The organism is Pseudomonas sp. S11P7 (assembly GCF_023195435.1).
Lineage (GTDB): Bacteria > Pseudomonadota > Gammaproteobacteria > Pseudomonadales > Pseudomonadaceae > Aquipseudomonas > Aquipseudomonas fluorescens_G.
The window spans coordinates 2312423-2335097 of the sequence record NZ_JALPKS020000002.1; the positions used below are offsets into that span (position 1 = coordinate 2312423).

The following is a 22675-nucleotide window of genomic DNA, read 5'->3' on the forward strand; positions in this document are numbered from 1 at the left end:
AACTTGGTGGAGCTGCTTTTGAAAGTGAGGCTTGCGTTGACTTCGAGATCGCTTACAGCGGCAGCCTCAAACACCATGAAAAGATCAGTGGCTCATCGGCTCCGGTGCGGTTCAACGTGTAATTGAAGATTACGGAGCGTCCGCGGTTTTCGGTGATCCAGGCGGATGGGATGGGGATATTGGTATATGACGGTTCGACGATATTGATCTCGTCGCCATAGCGAACAACGACGCCATGCAACGCCATGCGTACCGTGTAGCCCTCACCAAGTACCTGGTCCGGGTAGTAAACCCTCAGATTGGTCCTGTCCGAATTGATGGTGGGCTCGCCTAGCAAGTATTTTTGCGGAGTGACCGTCAGATCCAGATCACGAGAGGGAATGTCTACAGTTGTGTCGGGTTTTCTGACTGTATAGGTCACCTCGGCACGACTGCCGCCGATAATGTCGATGACCTCCAGGCGGGGAACCCGGAAGCGCAATGTTTGCCCGGCTGTTGTGACGGTCTGGGTGTCAGGGAAATAAGTGAAGTTACGGCCCAACCATTTAACTCTGACCGTCTGACGCGGTTGTGAACCGATGTAGTTGACTTCAACCGTGGCAAACTCCGCATTATAAAAATCCTTGACGAAGTTAATCACTGTGCCGCCGGCTTCCTTGGCCTCCAGTACTTTGGGTTTGAGCAGATCCAGTTCCGGCTCCGGTTCTTCGCGTATATGCACATCAACCGGGATGGCTGTTGACCAGAAGGCCTGTGGACCTGCTGCGTTGCCAAGTTGGTCGGTAACTCTGAAACGCAGGGCAAATCTCGGGTTGTCTTGCCAGAAATCGCTGGCGAACAATGTCATCACCACACGGCCCGCAGATGCTTGTGCGGCGGTTACCGTATGTGGTTTATCCCGTCCGTCACAAGAGAGTGTGACGACGTCTTTTCCCGCATGAAAACGTAGTTCAGCGTGACCAATACACCTTCGGCTGCACGTGTGGCATTTACGCCGTCGGCAATGACGTCGGCCGGCAGCGTCATCATCAGATTTGGATTGTCCCCATTGCCCACGACCTCTCCACCGGGGCGTGGAGTGTTGTAGAGGACTTTCAGCGGCAGCGATGTTACGGGAAGGGGTTGACTGATCCGGATTACTTTTAGGCGCAGCAAGTTGATGTCGTTGGCAAGATATGCTGCGGGCAAATCCAGTGTGAACCGTTCGTTCTCCTCGCCTGGCTGAATGATCTTGTGAACGACCGAGGTTTCCGAGTCGTTAAGCAATACATGGGCAGCGTCAAAGGGACTCTGATTCAACCATGGGTCTATGAGCAACTGGATGTGTCCATTGCTGACCAGGGAGAGTGGTATTCCACCGTGGGGACTTCCTGCGTGGTCCACGGGGGAAACCCAGCCCGGAATCTGTACCGGGTCAATACCCTGCGTGTGAGCAATATCGGTTCGAGTGTGCATTATGTACGTCCCATGGCTTGCAACAGACGTTTCTATCTAAAACCTGCTGCCTGAGTTATTTGACCTGGTCGGCCGCGTTGTAGATGAACTGCGCGTCGGCGGTTGCGCTGGTTGGCAGGACGATCTTTATGATCGGCACCACCTTGCCGCCCGTTGAATCGAAGAAGTCCTTCTGATCGAACTGGGCGCCGGCCAAGCCTCCTTGAAGATAAAAGAATGCCTGGATGGGCAACTCTTTCGGAATGTTCTGCGGCCATGTCGCCAGGATCAGCTCGATATAGTCATGTTGGCCGGCAAAGAATCCGCCCAACTGGTGCGCGCGGATGGTCTGGTAGAAAGAATCTGCGCCTTGATTGTTCATTGCATCGCGTACATCGAAGCTACAGAGATTCCATTGGTTGCTTCGGCGATTCTCTATCCAGCCCTCGGCAGTGGTGATGCCGATCGTCTGGCAACGTCGACTGCGGTCAGGCGAATACGGATGGGCGCCGCAACCGGGGGCGTCTCTGAGCTGTGTAGCGCCGTCGAGGGGATAAGAGCAGAGCACTTCGATTTGACGGGTACCGATCGGCCGTGACAGTACCGGGTAGAAGATGTAGCCATTCTTCTGGCCAAACACGAGGCCGGTAAATTTGGCGTCCTTGCTCAAGTACGAAAAAGATACACCACCGCTTTTTTGCGAGTGCGGGCTTGGATTCCAGGCCTTGTACGCCGTTGACGGAACAGTCGAGCGCAATACAATGCCGCGACACAGAAATGCCGGCATGGAAGCTGAACCGCAGTTGGTTCTGACATCGTTGTAATGAGCGGTCAGGTTGTTCGCAACTTCGGCACCGCTCAGTGCAGCGCTTGATACGCTGCTGACGGAACCCGCTGCCTGTTCCGGTGGTATTGGTGATACCTGCTCATAACTGCGGCACCCCGCGAAGGACAGCAACAGCATTAGCAATAACGTGCAGGTCTTGTTCACTTCAAATATCTCCGTGTTGACAATAAAGTACGTCCGTCGCTGGTTTATTCAGCTGCACTTCACCTCGCTGATGAATTAAACGCTAACTTTGCAGGCTGGCGCACTGTCAGAACTGACAGGTATTTTCGCTTATTTTAACCGTCTGTCGGTTAAAGGGCTCGATAAAGGAGGACGGGGTGATTACTTAAACGTACGTAGGCCGGTCGATCTGCCACTATCCGTTCTCATAGGCCAATCGAGGAGCTTGCTCATGAACGACATACAGCAACTGGGCGAAATGCTTCGTCACTACGCCGAGAGTGAAGCGCACAAGAAACAACTGTTCGAGACGCAATCGGCGGCATGGGCCACACGGATTACCGCGCTGTTCGGTGATATTCAGCAATGGCTGGAACCGGTGCAGGCGCCGAGTCTGCTGGAGGTGAATCGCGAGGCTTACGTCGCGTCCGGGCCGAGCGTGCCGGTGGAGACGTCGACGTTCAAGACGGAAAAGTTGAGCATTGTGATTGCCGGCAAACCGGTGGAATTCGTGCCGGATGTGATGGGCAGCGGTGGGCAGATTTCATTGGCGGTGATGGGGCTGACAGCGGCGCGGTATGGGAGTATTTCGCTGGTGGGGTTGCCCAATGGCGAATGGCAGTGGCGCAAGACCAATGGGCTGAAGGATCCGGATACGTTTGTGTTTGATGCGAATTTTCTTGCGCAGCAGTTGCAGAGTTTGATTCCTCGGGATCGTGGGTAAGATCAAGAGCTTACCCCCTCACCCTAACCCTCTCCCCAAGGGGGCGAGGGGAAAGGGAGCCAATCTTCATGGTTTCCGAGATTGTATTCACCGTTGATCATTCCCACGCTCCGCGTGGGAATGCCTCAAGGGACGCTCCGCGTTCCATGGGACGCAGAGCGTCCCGGGCTGCATTCCCACGCAGAGCGTGGGAACGATCAATCAACCACCAGAGGGCAGCTCCATTGGCACACCTCACACTTCGAGGTTGACCCACCCCGGCTTGACCTCTTCAGGCGCCACCGCGTTCACGGTTTTACCAGTCGCCAGCTCCACCCGCCGCGCCACTTCCGGATCGTCAGCAAACGGCACCATGCTCGCCTCATCCAGAGTGTCCGCCGTCTCACGGCGCAAGCAGTACTCCACCGCCAGCCACAGGAACACTACGCCCAACCCATCGAAGAACATTTCCATCACTGGCACCTCAGGCGATCTGCGCGTCACGCTGCGCCAGTGCGACATCCGCGACCCGCACGGTGCGCCAGACGTTGTAAGCCATCAGCAACATCCCGGTCAGGAAAAATACTCCACCGGCGAAGCGCACGATGAACCCCGGATGACTGGCCTGCAGCGCTTCGACGAACGAATAGGTCAGCGTGCCATCCTCGTTGATCGCTCGCCACATCAGACCCTGGGTGATGCCGTTGACCCACATCGAGGCGATGTACAACACCGTGCCGATCGTGGCCAGCCAGAAGTGCAGGTTGATCAGCGCGGTGCTGTGCATCTGCTCGCGGCCAAACACTTTCGGCACCATGTGATAGGTCGCGCCGAAGGTGATCATCGCCACCCAGCCGAGCGCGCCGGCGTGGACATGGCCGATGGTCCAGTCGGTGTAGTGGGAGAGGGCGTTGACGGTTTTGATCGCCATCATCGGTCCTTCAAACGTCGACATGCCGTAGAACGCCAGCGACAGCACCAGAAAGCGCAAAATCGGATCGGTGCGCAATTTATGCCAGGCGCCGGACAGGGTCATCATGCCGTTGATCATCCCGCCCCAGCTTGGCGCCAGCAGGATCAGCGACATGGCCATGCCCAGCGACTGCGCCCAGTCCGGCAGCGCGGTGTAGTGCAAATGGTGCGGGCCGGCCCAGATGTACAGGGTAATCAGCGCCCAGAAATGCACGATCGACAAACGATACGAATACACCGGCCGGTTGACCTGTTTCGGCACAAAGTAATACATCATGCCGAGGAAGCCCGTGGTGAGAAAAAAGCCCACGGCGTTGTGCCCGTACCACCACTGCACCATGGCATCGGTGGCGCCGGAATACACTGGATAGGACTTGAACCAGTCCACCGGAATCGACAGGTGATTGACCACATGCAGCATGGCGATCACCAGAATGAACGCACCGAAAAACCAGTTGCCGACATAGATATGTCGGGTCTTGCGCTGCACCACAGTGGTGAAAAACACCACGGCGTACGCCACCCAGACCACGGCCATCCACACCGCGCCGGAGAATTCGATTTCGGCGTATTCCTTGGTGGTGGTGTAGCCCAGCGGCAGGGTGACCAGCATGATCACGATCACCGATTGCCAGCCCCAGAAAGTGAAAGCGGCAAGAGCGTCCGAGTAAAGCCTCACTTGGCAGGTGCGCTGCACTGCGTAATAACTGGCGGCAAACTGCGCGCTGCCGGCGAAACCGAAAATCACCAGGCTGGTGTGCAGCGGGCGCAAGCGGCCGAAAGTGGTCCACGGCACGTCCAGATTCATCTCGGGCCAGACCAGTTGCGAGGCGATCCACACGCCCATCGCCATGCCCACCACACCCCAGAAAACCGTCGCGATGACGAATTGGCGCACGACCTTGTAGTTATAGGCCGGCCCGATTGTTGCTGTGCTCATGGTCAGTTCATCCACGGTTGCCAAGTCTTGCCAGGCCTCCTGGTCTGGCATGGGCTGCACTGTAGGAACTGCGCTGAAAACAAAACAGGCTCAGGAATGACTGGTTTGTGCGGATCAGATTCGGGTCTTGGCTGTGGCGGTTTGACGCGGGCTGATATGGTTTTTGTGTGGTTTCTATTCCTTGCCACGGTCCATTGCAGGAGTGAGCCTGCTCGCGATAGCGGTGTGTCAGGTTCAAATGAGGAGGCTGACACACCGCTATCGCGAGCAGGCTCACTCCTACAAATCGAAACGCCGGGACCGGGGAAACCCTTAGTATCCTCAGCGATTGGGCATTTTCCCTTGGGTCACTGATGGCCTTTTGGTAGAGTCGCGCTCGCCAGCGGGTTTTCGGCTGGACGATGGAACCGAAGAAGGGAGTCTGATCAGTGAGTCCGGGCAAAAAAATCCTCGGTCTCACAGCGTTGCTTTTGCTGCTGACGCTGTGGGCCAGTTACGTTTATCTGTTTAACGAAAACCGCGACGGCCAGCTCGGCGGTGTCGGCGAAAGCACCGCGTGGTGCGGCGCGCCACCGTCCACCGAAGCGGCGGCGCTGGGCAAGGATCAACTGACCCTGCGCATCACCAACAACCTGCGCGGCGAGTTCATGCTCAGCGGTGCGCTGGTGGTCTCCGAGCGCACTTTCAATCGCTATGACCTCAGCCGCAATGAACTGCGCTTGCGCCTCGAGCCGTTGCAGTGGACCTACGGCGCCACGCCGATTTTCCTCGAGCAGGTCAAGGTGCAGCCGCTGAGCCGCAACCTGTCGGCGAGCAACAAAAGCGCCTACGCCGAACTCGAACCGCGCCCGATCGGCGTGCAGGGCCAGGCCACCGCGTTCCCTTTCGACACCTATCGCTACGGCTACAAACCGGTGCTGTATTACCTCAAGGGCAGCGAGCGCATCGACCTGCGGTTCAAGAACATCACCACGCTGATGGAGATGTCCAACACCTTCACACCGATCCAGAAATACAACCGCGTCGACTACATCAACGAGAGCACCTCGATGATTCGCGACGAGGATTACAAACCGTACGGACCACACGAGTGCGCCTTCAGTGTCGAGCGCAAGGATTCGTTCAAGGTCGTGGTACTGATGCTGTTGCTGGTGCTGTGTCTGCCACTGATGCTGGTGTTTTATCGCGACCTGCCGGGGATCGACTTTCTCGCGACGCTGGTGGGCGTGGCGCTGGTACGCGGGCTGCTGCTCGGGCCGGTGCAGGACTTCCGCCTGTACAACATTGACTTTCTGTTTGGTGCGGTGATTCTGCTGGTGGGGACGGTGTCGCTGATCAAGGCGATGCGGATCAATAGCCGGCGGGAGATTGCGATGCGCAGTGGAGAGACGTCCTGGTGATAATCGGGTTGAAGATCAAAAGCACCCTCACCCTAGCCCTCTCCCGGAGGGAGAGGGGACTGGTTGGGGAATATTTCAGAGCTTCACCGACTTGAGCGGATGACTGTGAATCCATAATCGACTGGTTGTTGCAGGTCGGCGAGATCGCCAGACACCTCGAGTCGGCCCCCTCTCCCTTTGGGAGAGGGCTGGGGTGAGGGCTGGACAGTCCCGAGCCGATCACTTAAGCGCCGGATCCCCCATATTCATCTTCTTCCACCCCTGCAACAGTACCTGCGCCTTCGGCTCCTGTCCGCTGTCGAGGTACCACTGAATCAGCGACAACCGCGCATTGCGATTCGCCGGCTGCACCTTGAGCAACCCCTCCAGCAGCGCACACGCCTCGTCGACTTTGCCGCTTTCATGCAGCGCCACCGCCAGCACATAGCCGTATTGCGCGTTCTGCGGCTCCAGTTGCGCGGCTTTTTTCAGCGGTGCCATGGCTTCGGCCGTCTTGCCGGCGCGGATCAGTGACAAGCCCTGGGTGTGTTGCAGCAACGCAGCATCCGGGTGTTGCTTGAGGCTGTCGCCGAGCAGTTTCTGCGCCTCGCTGGCCCGACCATTGGCCTCCAGCCATTGCACCAGCGTGACCAGTGCCGGATAGAAGTCCGGGTCGCGTTGCAGCGCCGAGCGCAACAAGCCTTCGACTTCGGCGGTGCGGCCACTGGCCTGGTACAGCATCGCCAGATTCAGATTGGCTTCGGCACGTTCCAGCAGGCTCTTCTGCACCGCTTCATATTCGGCAATCGCCGCGTTCCAGTTGGCTTGCGCTGCGCCCAGAGCGTTGTTGCGCGACACGCCGAGCAGGTCCCGCGCCGCGACGATGCGCACAGCTTTCACCGGATCGCCGAGCAACGGTGCAAGCAAGGGCGCGCGCTCTGCCGGCGGCAGGAAAGCGCTGATCGCGCGTACCGCGCTTTCACGCACTTGCGGGTCGGCATGGCGCAGATCCTGAGTCGCCAGTTTCAACGCCTGTTCACTCGGATACAGCGGCAGTTCCGCCAGCAACGTCGCGCGCTGGATCGCCGGCAGGTTGCTGCGCTGCAACTGCGTGTACAGCGCATCTGCGGCACCGGGCTGGCCGTTGCGGATCAGCCACAGACTCTCGTCATAACGCGGCGCTTGCGCTGCGCTGGTGGCGCTCCACAGTTTGAACTGCGCAGTGACCTTGTCGCCGGCCTTGCCCTGGTGGCAGGTCAGGCAAGCGTCCGGCGTACCGAGCTTCTGCGCGCGTTCCGGGTCGGGAATGCTGAAACTGTGGTCATGACGCAAGTCGTTGCCCATGTAGAATTTGCCGGGCATGTGACAATCCACGCACTGCGAACCGGGCTGGCCCATGGTGTGGCGGGTGTGTTCGCTGGAGTCGTAGTTCTTTGCTTGCAGGCCTTTGCCGTCGACGCCTTCGACCGAGGTCTTGCCGGCGCTGTTGTGGCATTGCAGGCACACCGCGTTGCCCGGTGCCTTGAGTTCGGTGCTGTGCGGGTTGTGGCAATTGCTGCAACGCACACCCTTGTCGAACATCTTGCTTTGCAGGAACGAGCCGTGTTCGAACACTTCATCCTTGATCTTGCCGTCCAGCTCGTACAGTTCGCGGGTGAGGACGCTGGGCAGATAATCGTCCATCAAGCGCTTGCCGACCGTAAAACCATCGCCCAGCGGCGCCCGACGGGCATGGCAGCGCGCGCAGGTTTCGATTTCGACGGTGGCGTTCTTGTCTTTCAGGTCGACGTCAAAGCCGTGATGAATCAGATCGTTTTTTTGCCCGGCCCATTGCACATGATTCGACGCCGGACCATGGCACGCCTGACAACCGACGCCGAGGCTGTTCCACTGACTGTTGAAGGTGTTGCTGGCCGCCTCGAAGTTGCGCTTGAAACCGGTGGTGTGGCACTCCACGCACATGAAGTTGGCGTTCTGGCTGGGCTTGCTCCAGTGCAGCGGGTTCTTGAAGTTGACGCCCTGGCCGGGATACAGATGAAACCAGCGATGCTTTTCGCTATCCCAAGCCACGCCAAGTGCCTGCAAGCGCCCATCGCCTACCTCGATCAGGTACTGCTGCAAAGGCGCAATGCCAAAGGTGTAGGCGACTTTGAAGTCCGCGTTCTTGCCGTCGATGCCGGGCGTGTTGACCCAGAATCCGCTGGCGTTGCGGGAGAAGCGCGTGGTCTCTTTGTCCGCCTTGAACGTGACGTTGTTGAAGTCGCCGAGCACGGTCTCGCCATTTGCCACCTGCATGGCCAACTGGTGATGCGAACCCTGCCAGTCCTTGACCTGTTCGCTGTGGCAGCCCTGGCATTGTTGTTCATCGACAATCGTCGCCGGGCTGCTCGCCACGACCGGTTGTGGCTTGGCGGGCGCGGCAATAGGCGTGCTCACCGGCATGGGTTTCACCGGCGCGGGAGCGGGTTTGAACAGAAACCAGCCGATTCCCGCCACGGCAGTCAGCAGTACGCCGATGGCGATGGGAAACAGATAGCGTGAGGTCGAAGAACGGGACGAATCAGGGTCAGGTCGTGCGGCGTTGTTTTTATGCTTGGGCATTGCGACTTCCGTAGTCCAGGGGCATTTGCCGTCGGGCGCGCGTTCCAGCTCGTTGCAGCTTTGCCGGATGATCGACGTCTGTCAAATAAGGGGTGTGAGCCGATGCGCAGCCTTGTGTGAATTTTGTGCTTTGCCAGCGCAATCACCGAGGATTTAGCTATACCTGTAACTCCCCAGGCGAAGTTTTTGGCCTTCTGACAGGAGTTACAGCATGAAGCTAGCAGTGATGATGGGCACGCTGTGCATTGCCACCCTCGGTGTGGTGGGTTGTTCCAGCAAGACCGTCGCTCCCGATGAGTATTCCGGGTTTCTCAAGGACTACAGCCAGCTCAAGGAGGCCAAATCGCCATCCGGTGCCGAAGTGATGCGCTGGATGGACCCGAAACTCGATATCAACAAGTTCACCAGCGTCTACATCGAACCGAGCCAGCTCTATCCCAAGCCGCAGCCGACCGCGAAGATTCCGCAGCAGACCCTCAATGGCATCACCAGTTATTACGATCAGGCGCTCAAGCGTGAGATCGGCAAGTCGTTGCCATTGGCGACCGGGCCTGGCCCTGGGGTGATTGTGGTGCGTCCGGCGATCACCGCGGTGAGCAGCAAGACCGAAGGTTTGCATGCTTATGAAGTGATTCCGATTGCACTGGTTGCTGCTGCTGTCAGCACTGCCAGTGGTATTCGTGACCAGGAAACGACGTTGGCCACCGAAGCGGTTTTTCTTGATGGCAGTAGCAACAAGGTGGTCGCGCAGGTAGTGCGCAAGGGTACCGGGACGCCGTTGGAGAATTCTTCGCAGGTGATGAAGGCTGATGACGTCAAGAAGGTTATCGATGGTTGGGCGGTGGATATGCATCAGACTTATCTGAAGCTCAAGGCTGAGGCCAAGTGATGCTCTGAGGTTTGAGGTGTTATTGCCGGCAGGCTGGTTCCCGTTTTGTGAACACTCAGGATTTGAGTGTGGGAGCCAGCCTGCCGGCGATGGCGTCCGATTGATCGATGAGTTTTTTTGGGTACATATCCGTTGCTGCGGTAACGGCTGCGTATGGTTTCGCCTGACGGCGACTCACTTTTTTACAAACGCCTAAAAAAAGTAAGCAAAAAAACGCTTGCTCCTACGTACGGCCCTCGCAAGCTCGGGTCCCTTCGCTCCGGGACTGATCCGGGCGCAGCGGCTACGGTTTGCTGCGCTGCACATCCTTCCGCTGTGTACGACTTCGTCGTACGGTCGCTGCGCTCCCACGCCCGGATCAATCCCTCCACTCAGCCTTCCGATGTCGCTGGTCAGGCAAGATCAAGATCAAGAGCACGCGAGCTAAAGCTCATTGTTGAGTGGTGAGAAGCGGTTGTTCGGCTTTGGATTTGTGGTGGATTCGCCCCTCATCGGAACGCCGCCCGCCCAGCCCTCTCCCGAGGGAGAGGGAGCCGATTTGGGGTGGCTTCGAAGTTTGCGTACGACCCGGTATTTCGAGTCAGCGTAGCTTTCGCATCCACCGCGGTCAGTCCCCTCTCCCTTTGGGAGAGGGCTAGGGTGAGGGGCTTTTGATTTTTCTGAGTTCAACCTCGCCGGTGATCAAGATCCAAAGCAGGCGAGCTGACACTCGGCCTGGGTGGTTGCACTCGGTCCCTGTGGGAGCTGGCTTGCCAGCGATGACGGCCATTCAGCCGACCATCCTCTCACTGATGTACTTGTTGCACCCGTGGGCCAGCCTGCTGGCGATTGCGATTCTACAGGCGCCGCATCACTGCCCGACAAACCAGCGAAAATAAGGATTCCCACCATCCCCTTGCATCACCTCGCGAATGTCCCACGCCCACGCATCCCGATCGCCGTCATAGGCATGCAGGCTCGCCCGATAAAATTGCATCAGGCGCTGGCGGTGCGTTTGCATGCGTTCAGTGAATCCGGCGTCGGCATTCACCAGTGGCGGCGGCTGGTACAGATCGAGCAACGCCGGGAGCACCCGGGTAATCTCCTGACTGCGCACCCAGGGCGCGTATTCGATGCGTGGTTGATCGTCCGTCACGGCCGGGGCGTCGGCGGCAAAGCGTTCCAGGCCGGCGCGATCGGTGACCCAGGTCGCCAGCAGCGCGGCGGCTGAGCCGATGCCAACATCCTGCAGGGTGCTGCGCACGCTGTCCTGCTGGAAACGTTCGGTGATTTTCGTCGCGTCCAGGGTCATGGGTTGCAGCGAGCCGACCAGCAACATCTCATGGAATTCGCTGGTCCATAGCGAGGCGTAGGGGAAGACGTCGAGGAAGCTGCGCACCAGCGAGCGCGAGTCTTCGATGTTCTGTGTCGGCAGGGGCAGCCATTGCGCGACGATGCCCTGGTTTTGCAGACGGCTGGCGGCCAATTGGTAGAAGTCGCGCGAATACAGATTGACCACGCCGGCTGCCGACGGCGGTGGGGGTTCGAGGGTGATCAGGTCGTAGGTCTGCGCGCTGCGCAGCAGTTCCTGGCGACCATCGCGCAGGCGCACATCCACCCCCGGATCGCTGGCGGCGTTGAAATTGCCTTTGAACAGTGGCGCGGCTTTGACCACTGACGGCAGCAGTTCGGCAACCACACGCTGCTGCAGTCCGGGATAGCGCAGCAGGGCGCCAGCGGTAATGCCGGTGCCGAAACCGATCACCAGGGTCGAGCGCGGTTCGCCGTTGTGGATCAGTAGCGGCAGCAACGCCTGAATGCGCATGTAGCGCAGCGACGGCATGGCATCGCCGGTGTTGGATACGCCTTGAATGTACAAACGATGAAAGGTATTCGCGCCGCGGCCCTGAGCGACGACCGCCACGGTGCCGCCGCGGCCTTCTTCGTAGAACGCCAGGGTGCCGTTACGCGCACCGGGCAGCAGACCGGCGATTTTGTCGACCGGTGTCAGCAGCGCCACGGCTACCGAGACCAGTCCCAGCGCCACCACGGCCTGACGCCGTCCTTTTTGACGTGGTGACCTTTGCGTACGGCAAAGTAACCGATGCCCGCAGCGATAACCGCCAGCAGTCCAAGGGTGCGCACCAACCCGAGCAAGGGGATCAGCACAAAGCCACACAGCATCACCCCGACGATCCCGCCCACTGTGTTGAACGCGACCACCGCGCCGACATCCCGGCCGACGCGTTGCTGGCCGACGCTCAAACGCAACGCCAGTGGAAACGCTGCACCCAGCAACAGGGTGGGCACAAACACGATGCTCAGCGCCGCCACCGCAAAGCGCGCACTCATACCGGCCAGCTCACTGGCACTCAGGCTCAGCAGCCAGGTTTCCGCATGACTTTGTGCAAGCACCAGCCAGCGTCCGAGCAGGGCGATTTCCAGTAGTGCGATCAAGCCGGCGCCAGCAATCAGCAGACCGAACACGCCCCACGGATCGCGGATGCGCTCGACGCGGCGGGCGAGCAGGGCGCTGCCGATGAACAAGCCGGCCAGATAGGTCGCCAGCACCACGGCGAAAGCATAGGTACGGGTGCTCATGAACTGCACGATCGATTGCGACCACACCACTTCATAACCAAGCGCCACGCCACCGGCGACGGCGTACAGCCACAGCGCGGTGCGATCCGGGGCTTTTTCCGCGTGATGGCTGACAGCGACTGCTACAGGCGCTGAATGCTGACGGAGGCGAACCACAATGCGCCGGCTGCCGCGAGCAGGTTGAGCATCGCTGCGAACAAGGCACTGCCGCGCACGCCGAGACTGGCGATCAGCACGAACGCGGCGAGCAGGGTACCGACAATCGCCCCCAGCGTATTGGCTGCATACAATTGCCCGCCAGCCTTGCCCGGATCGTTGGCCAATGCGCGCACCAGCACTGGCAGGGTGCCGCCCATCAACACGGCGGGAATGCCGACCAGGGTGAACGGCAGCAGCCAGGCGAACAGCCCGACATGCGTTTGCAGCCAGGCAAACGCACTCGCTGCAACACTCATGGCGACAGTCGTGCCCACTGCCAGGATCGCCACCAGCACTTCCAGCGCGGCATACAGCAACAGCGGTTGCGCCACACGGTCGGCCCAGCGTCCGAACAGCCAGCCGCCGATGGCCAGCCCGGCGAAAAAAGCGCTGATACCGGTGGTGATCGCATACACCTCGACCCCGACCACCAGCGACAGTTGCTTGATCCACAGCACCTGATAGACCAGCGCGGCGGCGCCGGAGATGCATAGCAAAAGAGCAGGGATGAGCAAGGTCACAGAGGCGCTGGGCGAGGCGGATAGGGCCGAGGGCTTGCTGGCGATACGTGTGGACATTGCGAGGCCTTGGTTCGATTCGAAAATCATCATGACAATGCCGGCCTCATCGCGGGCAAGCCCGCTCCCACAAGGAACTCCGGTGATGACCGGTTTTGTGAACCACAGAGATACCTGTGGGAGCGGGCTTGCCCGCGATGGAGGCGACACGGTTTGACGTCAAAAGGGCCGCCCACCGATGCGGGCGGGCGGCGATACAGCGGGTTTACTGAGCTTTTTTCATTTTCTCCTCGATACGCCGGTCCACGTCTTCGCGGATCTGGTCGATGCTGAAGCTCGCCGGACGTTGGCTCGGTGGATAGTCGACGAAGGTCTGCAGGAACTTCGCAGCGCGGCGGGTACCGTCGAAAATCAGATAGTCGTTTTTCGTCAGCCAATCATAGTACTGGTCAGACACGACATCGGCGCGTTCGTACGGGTCCATGCGCAGGTTGAACATTTTTGGCACCCGCAGGCAGGTGAACGGCTCGCTCCAGACTTGCAGGCCACCTGGGGCGCGCTGCTCACAGAACACCAGCTTCCAATCGTTAAAGCGCATGCTGACCAGCGCGCCGTCATCGTTGAAATAGTAAAACTCCTTACGCGCGCTCTTGTCGGTTTTGCCAGTCAGATAGTCCAACTGGTTGTAGCCGTCCAGATGCACCTTGAAGTTCTTGCCCCCCACGTCGGCCCCCTTGAGCAAGCGGTCCTTGATGTCGGTGTCGCCCACGGCTGCCAGCAGTGTCGGGAACCAGTCGAGACCGGAGAACATCTGCGTGGAGACTTCGCCCGCTTTGACTTTACCCGGCCAGCGAATCATCGCCGGAACCCGGTAGGCGCCTTCCCAGTTGGAGTTTTTCTCGTTGCGGAACGGCGTCGTTGCCGCATCCGGCCACGACCACTGGTTAGGGCCGTTGTCGGTGGTGTAGACCACGATTGTATTGTCGGTGAGCTTCAAATCATCAAGGGTCTTGAGCAACTTGCCGACGTCGCCGTCATGCTCAAGCATGCCGTCGGCGTATTCGTTGCCGACCATGCCGCTTTGCCCCTGCATGGATTCGCGTACGTGGGTGAACGCGTGCATCCGTGTAGTGTTCATCCAGACAAAGAACGGCTTGTCCGCCTTCGCCTGTTTCTCGATGAACGCCTGCGCGGCTGCGGTGGTTTCGTCGTCGATGGTCTCCATGCGTTTTTTGTTCAGCGCGCCGGTGTCTTCGATCTTGCCGTCGGCAAAACTGTGGATCACACCGCGTGGCGACGCTGCCTTGATGAACTCCGCGTCGTCCTTGGGCCAGTACGGGCGCTCCGGTTCCTCTTCGGCGTTGAGGTGATACAGGTTGCCGAAGAACTCGTCGAAACCGTGATTGGTGGGCAGGTATTCGTCTTTGTCGCCCAAGTGGTTCTTGCCGAACTGGCCGGTGGCATAGCCTTGGGCTTTGAGCGCTTGGGCGATGGTGACATCGCGGGCCTGCAAGCCGACCGGCACGCCGGGCATGCCGACTTTCGACAGGCCGGTGCGCAGCGGCGTCTGGCCGGTAATGAACGAGGATCGTCCGGCCGTACAGCTGTTTTCCGCATAGTAGTCGGTGAAGATCATGCCTTCTTTGGCGATACGATCGATGTTGGGGGTCTTGTAGCCGACCACGCCCATGGAATAGGCGCTGATGTTGGTCTGGCCGATGTCATCGCCGAAGATCACCAGAATGTTGGGTTTTTCAGCCGCTGTGGCGGTTGCCGACAACGCCATCACCGAAGTCGCCACCAGGGCGAGCTTCGGTAGCCACTTGCGTATGCGAGTCATATGACTTGCTCCTTTCGCGGGGGTGGTTGTTTTTGCGACAAACGTTTATTGCAGTCCTGCAGCACGCTTTCTTTTATTGCACCTGCTCGGTGGCCAGCGGTTCGAACGGGTAGACACGCCGCCATTCGGCAGCCATGTCGACCACGGTCCAGCCGCGGGATTTCGCTTCGTCGAGAGCCAGGTCGAGCCGGCCAATGCTGGATTGGCGGTCATAGGCCCATTCGCGTTTGGCGTCGGTGTGATGCACCAGCCCCATGAATCGTTTGCCCGGCCCGGCGGCCGTCCACTGCAACATCTGCAGGTCGCCGTCGGAATTGCCAAAGGCGAGGATCGGGCGTTTGCCGATGACCGCGTCGATGCTCTCCGGTTTACCGGGGCCGTCGTCGTTGTGCGCCAGTTTCGGCGTGCGCAGGATCGAGGCCTTGCCGTCCTTGTACTGGAACGAAGTAATGAACGTGGTGCCGATCACTTGCTCGGGCGGGATGCCATAGACCTTCTCGGCAAAGGCGCGCATGAAGCCGGTATCGCCACCGGAAACGATGTAGGTCTTGAAGTCCTGCTTGCGCAGGTAATCGAGCATTTCCAGCATCGGCTGGAAGATCATTTCGGTGTACGGCTTGCCGGTTTTAGGATGGCGCGCCTGGCTCAGCCAGGTTTTCGCGTAGTCATCGAAGGCTTCGGTGGTCATGCCGGTGTGGGTGGCGCCGACGATCTTCAGCACGCCTTCCATGCCGGTTGCGGCCAGGGCTTTGTGGTCGCTCTCGAGGACCGCTTTGAACGGTTGGGTGGTTTTCCATTCCGGATGCTGCGCCGCGGTGCGCTTGATCTCGTCAAAGGCGAAGAGCAATTCGAAGTAGGCGGGTTGCTCACTCCACAACGTGCCGTCGTTGTCGAACACGGCGATCCGGTCGGCTGGTTTGACGAAGTCCTTGCTGCTCTGGTCGGTCACGGCCTGGACAAATTCGATGATGCTTTTTTTCGCCGGGCCTTCCTGCCACGACGGTAGCGGCTCGCTGGCCTGGGCGAGCAACGGCAGGGCCAGAGTAAACAGCAAGGCGAGTCCGAAACGTTGGCGGTACAGCATCGGGTTCGTCATGGGAAATCCTTCTCGTGAACGGGGTTGAGCGGACGCAGCGCCGGGGCCGTTTTTACCTGCTGCTGTTCGGCCTGACTTTGAAGCGTAGTCAAGGATTGGCGCAGTTGAACAAGTGTTTGCTCAGTGGTCGGTTGACGCCCGTAAAGCCCGCGTAACAGTCCTTGCAAACGCGGCCCGGCGTCCACCAGTGTCAGCCCCTGTCGGCTGCGCCGCAGCCACAGATACAGGGCGCTCAATTGCGCCGGGCGCGCTTGCAATTGGGCGTCGATTTGTTGCCTGGCGAACTCGGCGGATTGCAGCCATGCCGCGCGTTTGGCCTCACGCCGTGCCTGCCAGCGTTGCCGGAACCGGATGAACGCAGGGCGCAGCAGATAAACGGCACTGATTACGGCAACAAACACGGTCAGCCAAAGCAACCAGCGGGTGGAAAAACGCAGTTGATCGCGACCCAGTTGCTTGAGGTCTTCAGTGATCGAAAACACCGGCTGATAAGCGCTGTTCGCCACTGCCTCGAAGGACACCGCCGGGACTTGTGCGCTACGCAGTTGTTTCGCCGGTGCGTCCCACCATTTCATCTCGATCGCCGGCAATGTGTACGAACCGGCCTGATCGACACGGTAGCTGACGCTGTCGATGCGTTGACCCCCGAGGATATTGCCGCGACCGTCGTCCAGGGTGCTGACTTGCGGGGTTTGCACATAGCGACTCAGGCCTCCGACATTGGCAAATTGAGCAATCGGCAGGCTCATCGCCAACGCGCCGTCCGCTTGCAGGGTCAACTGCCGGCTGACGCTGTCGCCGACTTTCAGCGGTGTGGCCGAGTTGACGACTGTTTGCGTAAAGCGCAGCGCCGTCGCCACCAGCGGCGTTTCACCCTCGGCAAAACCGGGCGGTCGCGCCGCGTCGAACTGCAACGGTTGGCTTTGTGCGCTGAGTTCTGCATTGGCCTGGCCGGGTGTGGCGCGCACCGTCAGCGCCGGAATTTCGAAGGTTTGCGCGACGTTCGGGGTGATCAGGTAGCGGTAGCGCAAGCCACTGAAGGCCACGCCGTCAAAGGTCTGATTGAGGTGTTGCGCCTGACCGTCCGGCGGCGTGACCAAGGCACCGTCGAGCTTGAGATCGGGCAGGGTGGCGGCGCTGGTGAACCAGGTGTCGGTGAGAACGTCGAGTTGCAGCTCGACCAGACCACCGACCATCGCGCCTTCGGCGGGTTGCAGATGGGCCTGGACTTTGAGCTGGGGCTCGGCGGCGAAGGCCTGGAGGATGAACAGGCAACTCATGAGCAAGCTGATTTTTGTGATGAATGATCGGGCCCCATCGCTGGCAAGCCAGCTCCCACAGGGGCTCGCTGTGTTAAGGCGAGATGTGTCTACTCTGCAATACCCTGTGGGCGCTGGCTTGCCAGCGATGGCGGCAGCAGGTCTGAAAAAATTCATCGACTGGCTGCCTCCTGCTGATCCTGCAACCTGAACTTCTGCCGCAAGAACTTCGCCGGCGAGGTGGTCAGGTTCTGCAGCCACAGCGCGTCGGAAGCCGCTTGTTCCGTCTTGATCGCTTTGCTCTGGCCCTTGCCCGGCGCCTTGTCGAACTTCACCTCGTCGGGTTTGGTTTGCGGCGCGTTCTGCTCGGCGCTTTCGGTGTCTTTCAGCAGCGCTTGTGCCAGGGCCAGATTGGCCGTGGCTTCGGGGAACTGCGGTTGCAGTTTCAACGCCTGGGTGTACGCGGCGATGGCCTGATCGAACTTGAAGCGGCGCACGTAGATATTGCCCAGATAGAAATAAGCCTGCGGTGTGTCCAGTCGGGCGAAGGTCGCCAAGGCAAGGTCATAATCGGCTGCGTGGTAGGCCGCAACGCCTTTCCAGTACGGGTCGACGAACAGCGCCGCCGCCTGCGGCAAGTGATCGTGTTCGAAGGCCCAGCGGCCCTGCTGGTCGCGGGTGAAAAAGGCGTCGGTCAGTGCGTTGGCCTGCGCTGGCGCCGCTGGCCAGCCCAGGCCCACGGCTACCACAAGCCCGGGCAACCAGTTGACGCTCCAGCCTCTGCGCACGTTGAACAGTGCGAGCAGCAACAGCGGCCAGCACAACCAGTAGCCAGCGTCCTTCCAGTGCAATTCACGCTGTTCGGCGCTGCTGGTCTGAAAGTGCCGTTGCGCGTGCAACTCGATCCAGTCCAGATCGTCGCTGTTGAGGGTCAGGCTGCCCAGCGGTGCATCAACCGCAGACGCCAGTTGCTTGAGCGCGGCCTGATCGAAGCTGCCCAGCACCGGGCGCCCGTTGGCATCGCTGCGTGGTTGGCCGTTGGCGCCCTGAATGACGCCGCCGTCGACGTTGCCCACCGCCAGCACCAGCACCTGCAAGGCGCTACCGTACGAACGCTGATCGAGCGCGTCGAGTTGCGCGGTGTCGGCGCCATCAGTGAGCAGCAGGAGGGTGCCGGGTGTTTTTTCCGCGTCGAGCAAGCGTTTCGCCTGATCGATTACGGCGCCAACGTTCTTGCCGGGTTTATCGATCAGCCCTGTGTTCAAGGCCTGGATAAACGTGTCGAGCAACGCCGGATCATCAGTCGCTGGCAACACCAGATGCGCACTGCCGGCATAGGCAATCAGTGCGGTACGCGCACCGGCGCGGCGCTGGATCAGATCGTGCAGCTTGTGCTTAACGGCATCCAGCCGGGTTGGCTGCACATCGCTGGCATCCATTGACGACGACAGATCCACCGCGAGGATCAGTGGTGCGCGGTTTTCCAGAAAGTCGGGGCGGTCCTGTTCCCAGGTCGGACCGGCGGCGGCGACCGCGCCGAGGATCAACAAGGCGCAGAGCCCATGCACCGGGCGCAGGCGCTGGTGATCTTCAGGCGTGACCAACAAATGCGGCAGCAGATGTTCGGCGATCTGCCCGCGCAGGCGTCGTTGCAAGTCGCGACCGCGGCGCCAGAGCAGCGGCAAAAACGCCGCGAACAGCGCGAGGATCAGCCATGCCGGGCGTAGAAAGTGCAGGTCGCTGAGGTTGATCTCCATTTCAGGCCTCCTCGCGCTGACGAGCGAAGGCCAGCCGCACGCGTAGCAGGGCGCCGAGGTGATACATCGCCAGGATTAGCAGCGCGGCCGCCAACGGCCAGTAAAACAGTTCGCGCTGCGGCTGATGGCTGAGGGTTTTCACCTGATGCGGCGTGAGGCGATCGAGGGTGTCGTAGACCTGATTCAGCGCGTTGCGGTCTTCGGCGCGAAAGAACTGACCACCGGTGCTCTGGGCGATTTGCTCCAGCGCTGGCAGATTGACCTTGGCCTCGCCCGACGCGCTCGGGTCGCCGATGCCGATGGTATGGATGATCACGCCTTTGCTGGCGGCCATTTGCGCCGCGTGGTCCGGGGTGATCGCGCTGCTGGTGTCATTGCCGTCGGTGAGCAGGATCAGCACCTTTTCCTGCTCGTGGGCCTGATCCAGCAACTTGAGACTCAAGCCGATGGCATCGCCTATTGCCGTATTGGGGCCGGCCATGCCGATGCCAGTGTCAGCGAGCAGCAGCGACAGGCTGGCGTGGTCGAGGGTCAGCGGCGCCTGCGGATAGGCGCCGCTGCCGAACACGATCAGGCCGAGGCGATCATCCTTGCGCTTGTCGATGAAACCTTGCACGACGTCTTTGACCGCTGCGAGGCGATTGATTTTCTCGCCGTTGGCATTGGTGAAATCTTCGGTTTCCATCGACTGCGAGAGGTCGATGGCGAGCATCAGGTCGCGCACCGGTTGTTGCCGTTCGAGGGGCTTTTCGACAAATACCGGGCGCGCGGCGGCGAGCAGGATCAGCGCCCAGACCAGCAGGTTGAGCAGCAGTTGCCAGTGATTGCGGCGGCTGCCGACAACGCCCGGCGCTTCGCCGGCCGCGCGGCTCATCGCGGCAAAGAACGGCACGCGCACGGCGCTGCGCGCTTCGTTGTAGGCGGGCAGATAGCGGTAAGCCAGCCAGGGCAGCGGCATCAGCAGCAACAGCCAAGGGTAATCAAGCTGCCACATGGTGATGCTCCACCCAGTATTGGCAGGTGTCGAACAGCGCCTGACGTTGCGGTGCGGGCAGAGCGCGCAGGGTGTCGTCGGGGGCGTAGGCGAGTTGCGCGAGTTGAGTGCTGAAGTCGCCGGGGAGCGGTTTTTTGCTGTGACGTTGCAGGAAGGCTTGCCAATCTTTCTGTGTGAGCGCCGCCACACCCTGTGGGAGCTGGCTTGCCAGCGATGGCGTGCTGTCAGTCAACGCCGATGCTGAATTTGATGGCCTCATCGCTGGCAAGCCAGCTCCCACAGGGATCGGGTTCCACTTTTGCGATTGTGTGGGCATCGACAGCGCCACGCGTTTGAGCAGTTCCGGCAGTTCGCGCAAGGCATTCAAGTCATCACTGCGCTCACGCAGTTGCGCCAGTCGCGCCAGGCCTTCGCGTCGATAAGCGTCTCTGCGCCATTGCCAATATCGGCGCAAACCGAGCAGCAATGCGGCGAGCAGCAACATCCCGAGCAGCACCCACCAGCCCCACGTCTGCGGCGCGTAGCTGACCGGCGCTGGCAAGCCCAGTTCCTTGAGCTGGTCGATACTGGGGATGTTCGGGTTCACCGCCGTGCTCCGGCGCTTTTGCCCAGTTCCGCACGCAACTGTTCGTGGGCGGTTTCGGCGCTGCTGAACATCATCAGCGGCACCTGACTACGGCGCAGCAGGCTGGCGACGTCTTGCAGGCGACCGCTGAGAAAATCCCCCAACGGCTGGCGAACGTTGCGCCTGTCGACCGCCAGTTCGACCTGCAACTCACCCTGAGTCACCAGCAATCGGCCATTGCTCGGCAGTTTCAGCGCCAGCGGATCGTAGACCTGCAAGGCGATCACATCGTTGTGCGCCGCCAGTTGCCGCAGCAGTTGCAGGGTGCGCGGGCCAGCCCCGGCGAAGTCGCTGACGATGCAGATCAGATGATCGTGCCCGGCCAGCGCCAGGCAGCGTTGCAGGGCGGTGTCCAGTTGCGCTTCATCTTCGGCGTCAGGGTTGCTCGCGCTCAGCACCTGATTATGCTCGGCGACGCGGCTGAGCAACGCCTCCACGCGTTTGCGGCTGCGCAACGGCGCGATGCTGTCGATGCGCTGGTCGTTGAATACCAGCCCGCCAACGCGATCCCCGGCGTTGAACACCATCCACGCCGCCAACGCTGCAAGCTCGGCGGCAAGGGTAGATTTGAAGCTGCGCTGCGAGCCGAAGAACATCGACATGCGCTGGTCGACCACGATCAGCGCCGGGCGGTCGCGCTCCTCGGTGAAGGTACGCACCACCGGTTTGCCGGTGCGCAAGGAGGCGCGCCAGTCGAGGTGGCGCAAGTCATCGCCGGGCTGATAGCGGCGCAACTCATCAAAATTCAAGCCACGCCCGCGCAATCGCGAAGCATGGTTCCCGGAAAGAATGCTGCCGCGTGGCTGACGGGCGAGAAAACTCAGGTCACGGGCCTTGAACTCCAGCGCCATCAGTTGCGCCAGAGAGACATAGACCAGCCCGTCAGTGTTCATGCCGGAATCGCGACTTTATCGAGAATGCGGTCCAGCACCTGGTCGGCACTGACGCCGTCGGCGACTGCGTCGTAACTCAGTTGCAGGCGATGGCGCAGCACCGGATGCACCACGGCGCGCACGTTGTCCGGTGAAACGAAGTCCTGCCCCTGCAACCACGCATCGGCGCGTGCGCAACGGTCCAGACCGATCCCGCCGCGCGGGCTGGCGCCGATGGCGATCCAGCGCGCGAGGTCTTCGTCGTAATCGGCGGGGTAGCGGGTCGCGTTGATCAGGTCGATCAGGTAGCTGTCGATGGCCGGTGAGACGTGCACGGCGCTGACTTCCTTGCGCGCCGCGAAAATCACTTCCTGAGCGAGATTGAAACCCCTGGCTGGCGCGGTGTTCGCGCCTTGGGCGAACTCTTCGTTACGCAGCAATCGCAGCACCTGACTTTCGTTTTCGGCGCTCGGATAATCGAGCAGCACCTTCATCAGGAAACGGTCCATCTGCGCTTCCGGCAGCGGGTAGGTGCCTTCCTGCTCGATCGGGTTTTGCGTCGCCACGACGATGAACAGTTCCGGCAGCGCATGGCTGTTGCCGGCCACGGTGATCTGGCGTTCCTCCATGGCTTCGAGCAAGGCCGCCTGGACCTTGGCCGGGGCACGGTTGATTTCGTCGGCGAGAATCAGGTTGCCGAACAGCGGGCCGGGCTGAAAACGGATTTCGTTTTTGCCCTCGACCTGATGCAGCACTTCGGCACCGGTGATGTCCGAAGGCAGCAAATCCGGGGTGAACTGGATGCGGCTCATCTTCGCATCAAGGTGTCTGGCCAGCGCTTTGACGGTGCGGGTCTTGGCCAGCCCCGGCAGGCTTTCCAGCAGCAAATGGCCGTTGGCCAGGAGGCCGAGCAGGATCTGCCGGATGACTTGATCCTGACCGAGCACCGCTTCGGCGATGCTGGCTTGCAGGGCGTTGAGGTCGCTGAGCGCGGTCATGAGACAGTCCT

Annotated in this window: 17 protein-coding genes and 1 pseudogene; 3 read left to right on the forward strand and 15 right to left on the reverse strand. The window is 60.4% G+C overall.

What is annotated here, in order from left to right:
* Positions 1 to 52: 52 nt before the first annotated feature.
* Genes M0746_RS10885 through M0746_RS10895 form a run of 3 tightly spaced genes read right to left on the reverse strand, consistent with a single transcriptional unit; the run spans position 53 to position 2425 of the window.
* Positions 53 to 847 (reverse strand): hypothetical protein, encoded by a 795-nt coding sequence (locus tag M0746_RS10885; RefSeq protein WP_258449165.1) that lies wholly within the window; start codon positions 845 to 847, stop codon positions 53 to 55.
* Positions 848 to 879: 32 nt separating this feature from the next.
* A complete protein-coding gene (locus tag M0746_RS10890) occupies positions 880 to 1455 on the reverse strand; it encodes a hypothetical protein (protein WP_258449166.1) in 576 nt (191 codons plus the stop codon).
* Between the two features lie 55 nt (positions 1456 to 1510).
* Entirely contained in the window at positions 1511 to 2425 is a 915-nt protein-coding gene (locus tag M0746_RS10895; RefSeq protein WP_258449167.1) for a halovibrin HvnA, read from the reverse strand.
* A gap of 250 nt (positions 2426 to 2675) precedes the next feature.
* On the opposite strand from M0746_RS10895, the gene M0746_RS10900 reads away from it, so the two are divergent.
* Positions 2676 to 3167 (forward strand): hypothetical protein, encoded by a 492-nt coding sequence (locus tag M0746_RS10900; protein WP_258449168.1) that lies wholly within the window; start codon positions 2676 to 2678, stop codon positions 3165 to 3167.
* Positions 3168 to 3401: 234 nt separating this feature from the next.
* Here M0746_RS10900 and M0746_RS10905 read toward each other — a convergent pair whose 3' ends face one another.
* Both M0746_RS10905 and ccoN read right to left on the reverse strand, forming a co-directional pair.
* Positions 3402 to 3620 carry a cbb3-type cytochrome c oxidase subunit 3 gene (locus M0746_RS10905; RefSeq protein WP_258449169.1) on the reverse strand — a complete coding sequence of 73 codons (219 nt, stop codon included), beginning with the start codon at positions 3618 to 3620 and terminating at the stop codon, positions 3402 to 3404.
* Between the two features lie 10 nt (positions 3621 to 3630).
* The gene (gene ccoN, locus M0746_RS10910) at positions 3631 to 5058 is read right to left on the reverse strand and encodes a cytochrome-c oxidase, cbb3-type subunit I (protein WP_258449170.1); all 1428 of its coding nucleotides are present in this window, start codon (positions 5056 to 5058) and stop codon (positions 3631 to 3633) included.
* A 428-nt stretch (positions 5059 to 5486) separates the two neighbouring features.
* On the opposite strand from ccoN, the gene M0746_RS10915 reads away from it, so the two are divergent.
* Positions 5487 to 6458 (forward strand): hypothetical protein, encoded by a 972-nt coding sequence (locus M0746_RS10915; protein WP_258449171.1) that lies wholly within the window; start codon positions 5487 to 5489, stop codon positions 6456 to 6458.
* Positions 6459 to 6677: 219 nt separating this feature from the next.
* Here M0746_RS10915 and M0746_RS10920 read toward each other — a convergent pair whose 3' ends face one another.
* Positions 6678 to 9038 carry a tetratricopeptide repeat protein gene (locus M0746_RS10920; protein ID WP_258449172.1) on the reverse strand — a complete coding sequence of 787 codons (2361 nt, stop codon included), beginning with the start codon at positions 9036 to 9038 and terminating at the stop codon, positions 6678 to 6680.
* 211 nt (positions 9039 to 9249) lie between these two features.
* On the opposite strand from M0746_RS10920, the gene M0746_RS10925 reads away from it, so the two are divergent.
* Positions 9250 to 9927, forward strand: coding sequence for a DUF3313 domain-containing protein (locus M0746_RS10925; protein WP_208940996.1), 678 nt, complete (start codon positions 9250 to 9252; stop codon positions 9925 to 9927).
* A gap of 850 nt (positions 9928 to 10777) precedes the next feature.
* On the opposite strand, the pseudogene M0746_RS10930 reads toward M0746_RS10925, so the two are convergent.
* The 9 genes and pseudogenes from M0746_RS10930 to M0746_RS10970 all read right to left on the reverse strand — a co-directional run bounded on the left by M0746_RS10930 (position 10778) and on the right by M0746_RS10970 (position 22664).
* Positions 10778 to 13283 (reverse strand): annotated as a pseudogene (locus M0746_RS10930) (fused MFS/spermidine synthase).
* Positions 13284 to 13488: 205 nt separating this feature from the next.
* Positions 13489 to 15063 (reverse strand): arylsulfatase, encoded by a 1575-nt coding sequence (locus M0746_RS10935; RefSeq protein WP_258449173.1) that lies wholly within the window; start codon positions 15061 to 15063, stop codon positions 13489 to 13491.
* 73 nt (positions 15064 to 15136) lie between these two features.
* Positions 15137 to 16159, reverse strand: a complete 1023-nt coding sequence (locus M0746_RS10940) for an HAD family hydrolase (RefSeq protein ID WP_208940999.1) — start codon at positions 16157 to 16159, stop codon at positions 15137 to 15139.
* Positions 16156 to 17595 (reverse strand): BatD family protein, encoded by a 1440-nt coding sequence (locus M0746_RS10945; protein WP_258449174.1) that lies wholly within the window; start codon positions 17593 to 17595, stop codon positions 16156 to 16158. The genes M0746_RS10940 and M0746_RS10945 overlap by 4 nt, the downstream gene beginning before the upstream one ends.
* On the reverse strand, positions 17592 to 19175 hold the full coding sequence (locus tag M0746_RS10950; protein ID WP_258449175.1) for a VWA domain-containing protein: 1584 nt from the start codon (positions 19173 to 19175) through the stop codon (positions 17592 to 17594). The genes M0746_RS10945 and M0746_RS10950 overlap by 4 nt, the downstream gene beginning before the upstream one ends.
* Before the next feature lies 1 nt (position 19176).
* Positions 19177 to 20169, reverse strand: coding sequence for a vWA domain-containing protein (locus tag M0746_RS10955; RefSeq protein ID WP_258449176.1), 993 nt, complete (start codon positions 20167 to 20169; stop codon positions 19177 to 19179).
* Entirely contained in the window at positions 20156 to 20755 is a 600-nt protein-coding gene (locus M0746_RS10960) for a DUF4381 domain-containing protein (protein ID WP_258449177.1), read from the reverse strand. Before M0746_RS10960 ends, M0746_RS10955 begins: the two co-directional genes overlap by 14 nt.
* A complete protein-coding gene (locus M0746_RS10965) occupies positions 20752 to 21687 on the reverse strand; it encodes a DUF58 domain-containing protein (RefSeq protein ID WP_258449178.1) in 936 nt (311 codons plus the stop codon). Before M0746_RS10965 ends, M0746_RS10960 begins: the two co-directional genes overlap by 4 nt.
* Entirely contained in the window at positions 21684 to 22664 is a 981-nt protein-coding gene (locus tag M0746_RS10970) for an AAA family ATPase (RefSeq protein ID WP_258449179.1), read from the reverse strand. Before M0746_RS10970 ends, M0746_RS10965 begins: the two co-directional genes overlap by 4 nt.
* Between the last annotated feature and the right edge of the window lie 11 nt (positions 22665 to 22675).

Excerpts from the sequence above, each read along its gene's own strand:
- M0746_RS10885 (WP_258449165.1), bottom strand. The coding sequence starts at position 847 with ATGACATTGTTCGCCAGCGATTTCTGGCAAGACAACCCGAGATTTGCC.
- M0746_RS10890 (WP_258449166.1), bottom strand. The coding sequence starts at position 1,455 with ATGCACACTCGAACCGATATTGCTCACACGCAGGGTATTGACCCGGTA.
- M0746_RS10900 (WP_258449168.1), top strand. The coding sequence starts at position 2,676 with ATGAACGACATACAGCAACTGGGCGAAATGCTTCGTCACTACGCCGAG.
- M0746_RS10905 (WP_258449169.1), bottom strand. The coding sequence starts at position 3,620 with ATGGAAATGTTCTTCGATGGGTTGGGCGTAGTGTTCCTGTGGCTGGCG.
- ccoN (WP_258449170.1), bottom strand. The coding sequence starts at position 5,058 with ATGAGCACAGCAACAATCGGGCCGGCCTATAACTACAAGGTCGTGCGC.
- M0746_RS10920 (WP_258449172.1), bottom strand. The coding sequence starts at position 9,038 with ATGCCCAAGCATAAAAACAACGCCGCACGACCTGACCCTGATTCGTCC.
- M0746_RS10925 (WP_208940996.1), top strand. The coding sequence starts at position 9,250 with ATGAAGCTAGCAGTGATGATGGGCACGCTGTGCATTGCCACCCTCGGT.
- M0746_RS10935 (WP_258449173.1), bottom strand. The coding sequence starts at position 15,063 with ATGACTCGCATACGCAAGTGGCTACCGAAGCTCGCCCTGGTGGCGACT.
- M0746_RS10940 (WP_208940999.1), bottom strand. The coding sequence starts at position 16,159 with ATGACGAACCCGATGCTGTACCGCCAACGTTTCGGACTCGCCTTGCTG.
- M0746_RS10945 (WP_258449174.1), bottom strand. The coding sequence starts at position 17,595 with ATGAATTTTTTCAGACCTGCTGCCGCCATCGCTGGCAAGCCAGCGCCC.
- M0746_RS10950 (WP_258449175.1), bottom strand. The coding sequence starts at position 19,175 with ATGGAGATCAACCTCAGCGACCTGCACTTTCTACGCCCGGCATGGCTG.
- M0746_RS10955 (WP_258449176.1), bottom strand. The coding sequence starts at position 20,169 with ATGTGGCAGCTTGATTACCCTTGGCTGTTGCTGCTGATGCCGCTGCCC.
- M0746_RS10965 (WP_258449178.1), bottom strand. The coding sequence starts at position 21,687 with ATGAACACTGACGGGCTGGTCTATGTCTCTCTGGCGCAACTGATGGCG.
- M0746_RS10970 (WP_258449179.1), bottom strand. The coding sequence starts at position 22,664 with ATGACCGCGCTCAGCGACCTCAACGCCCTGCAAGCCAGCATCGCCGAA.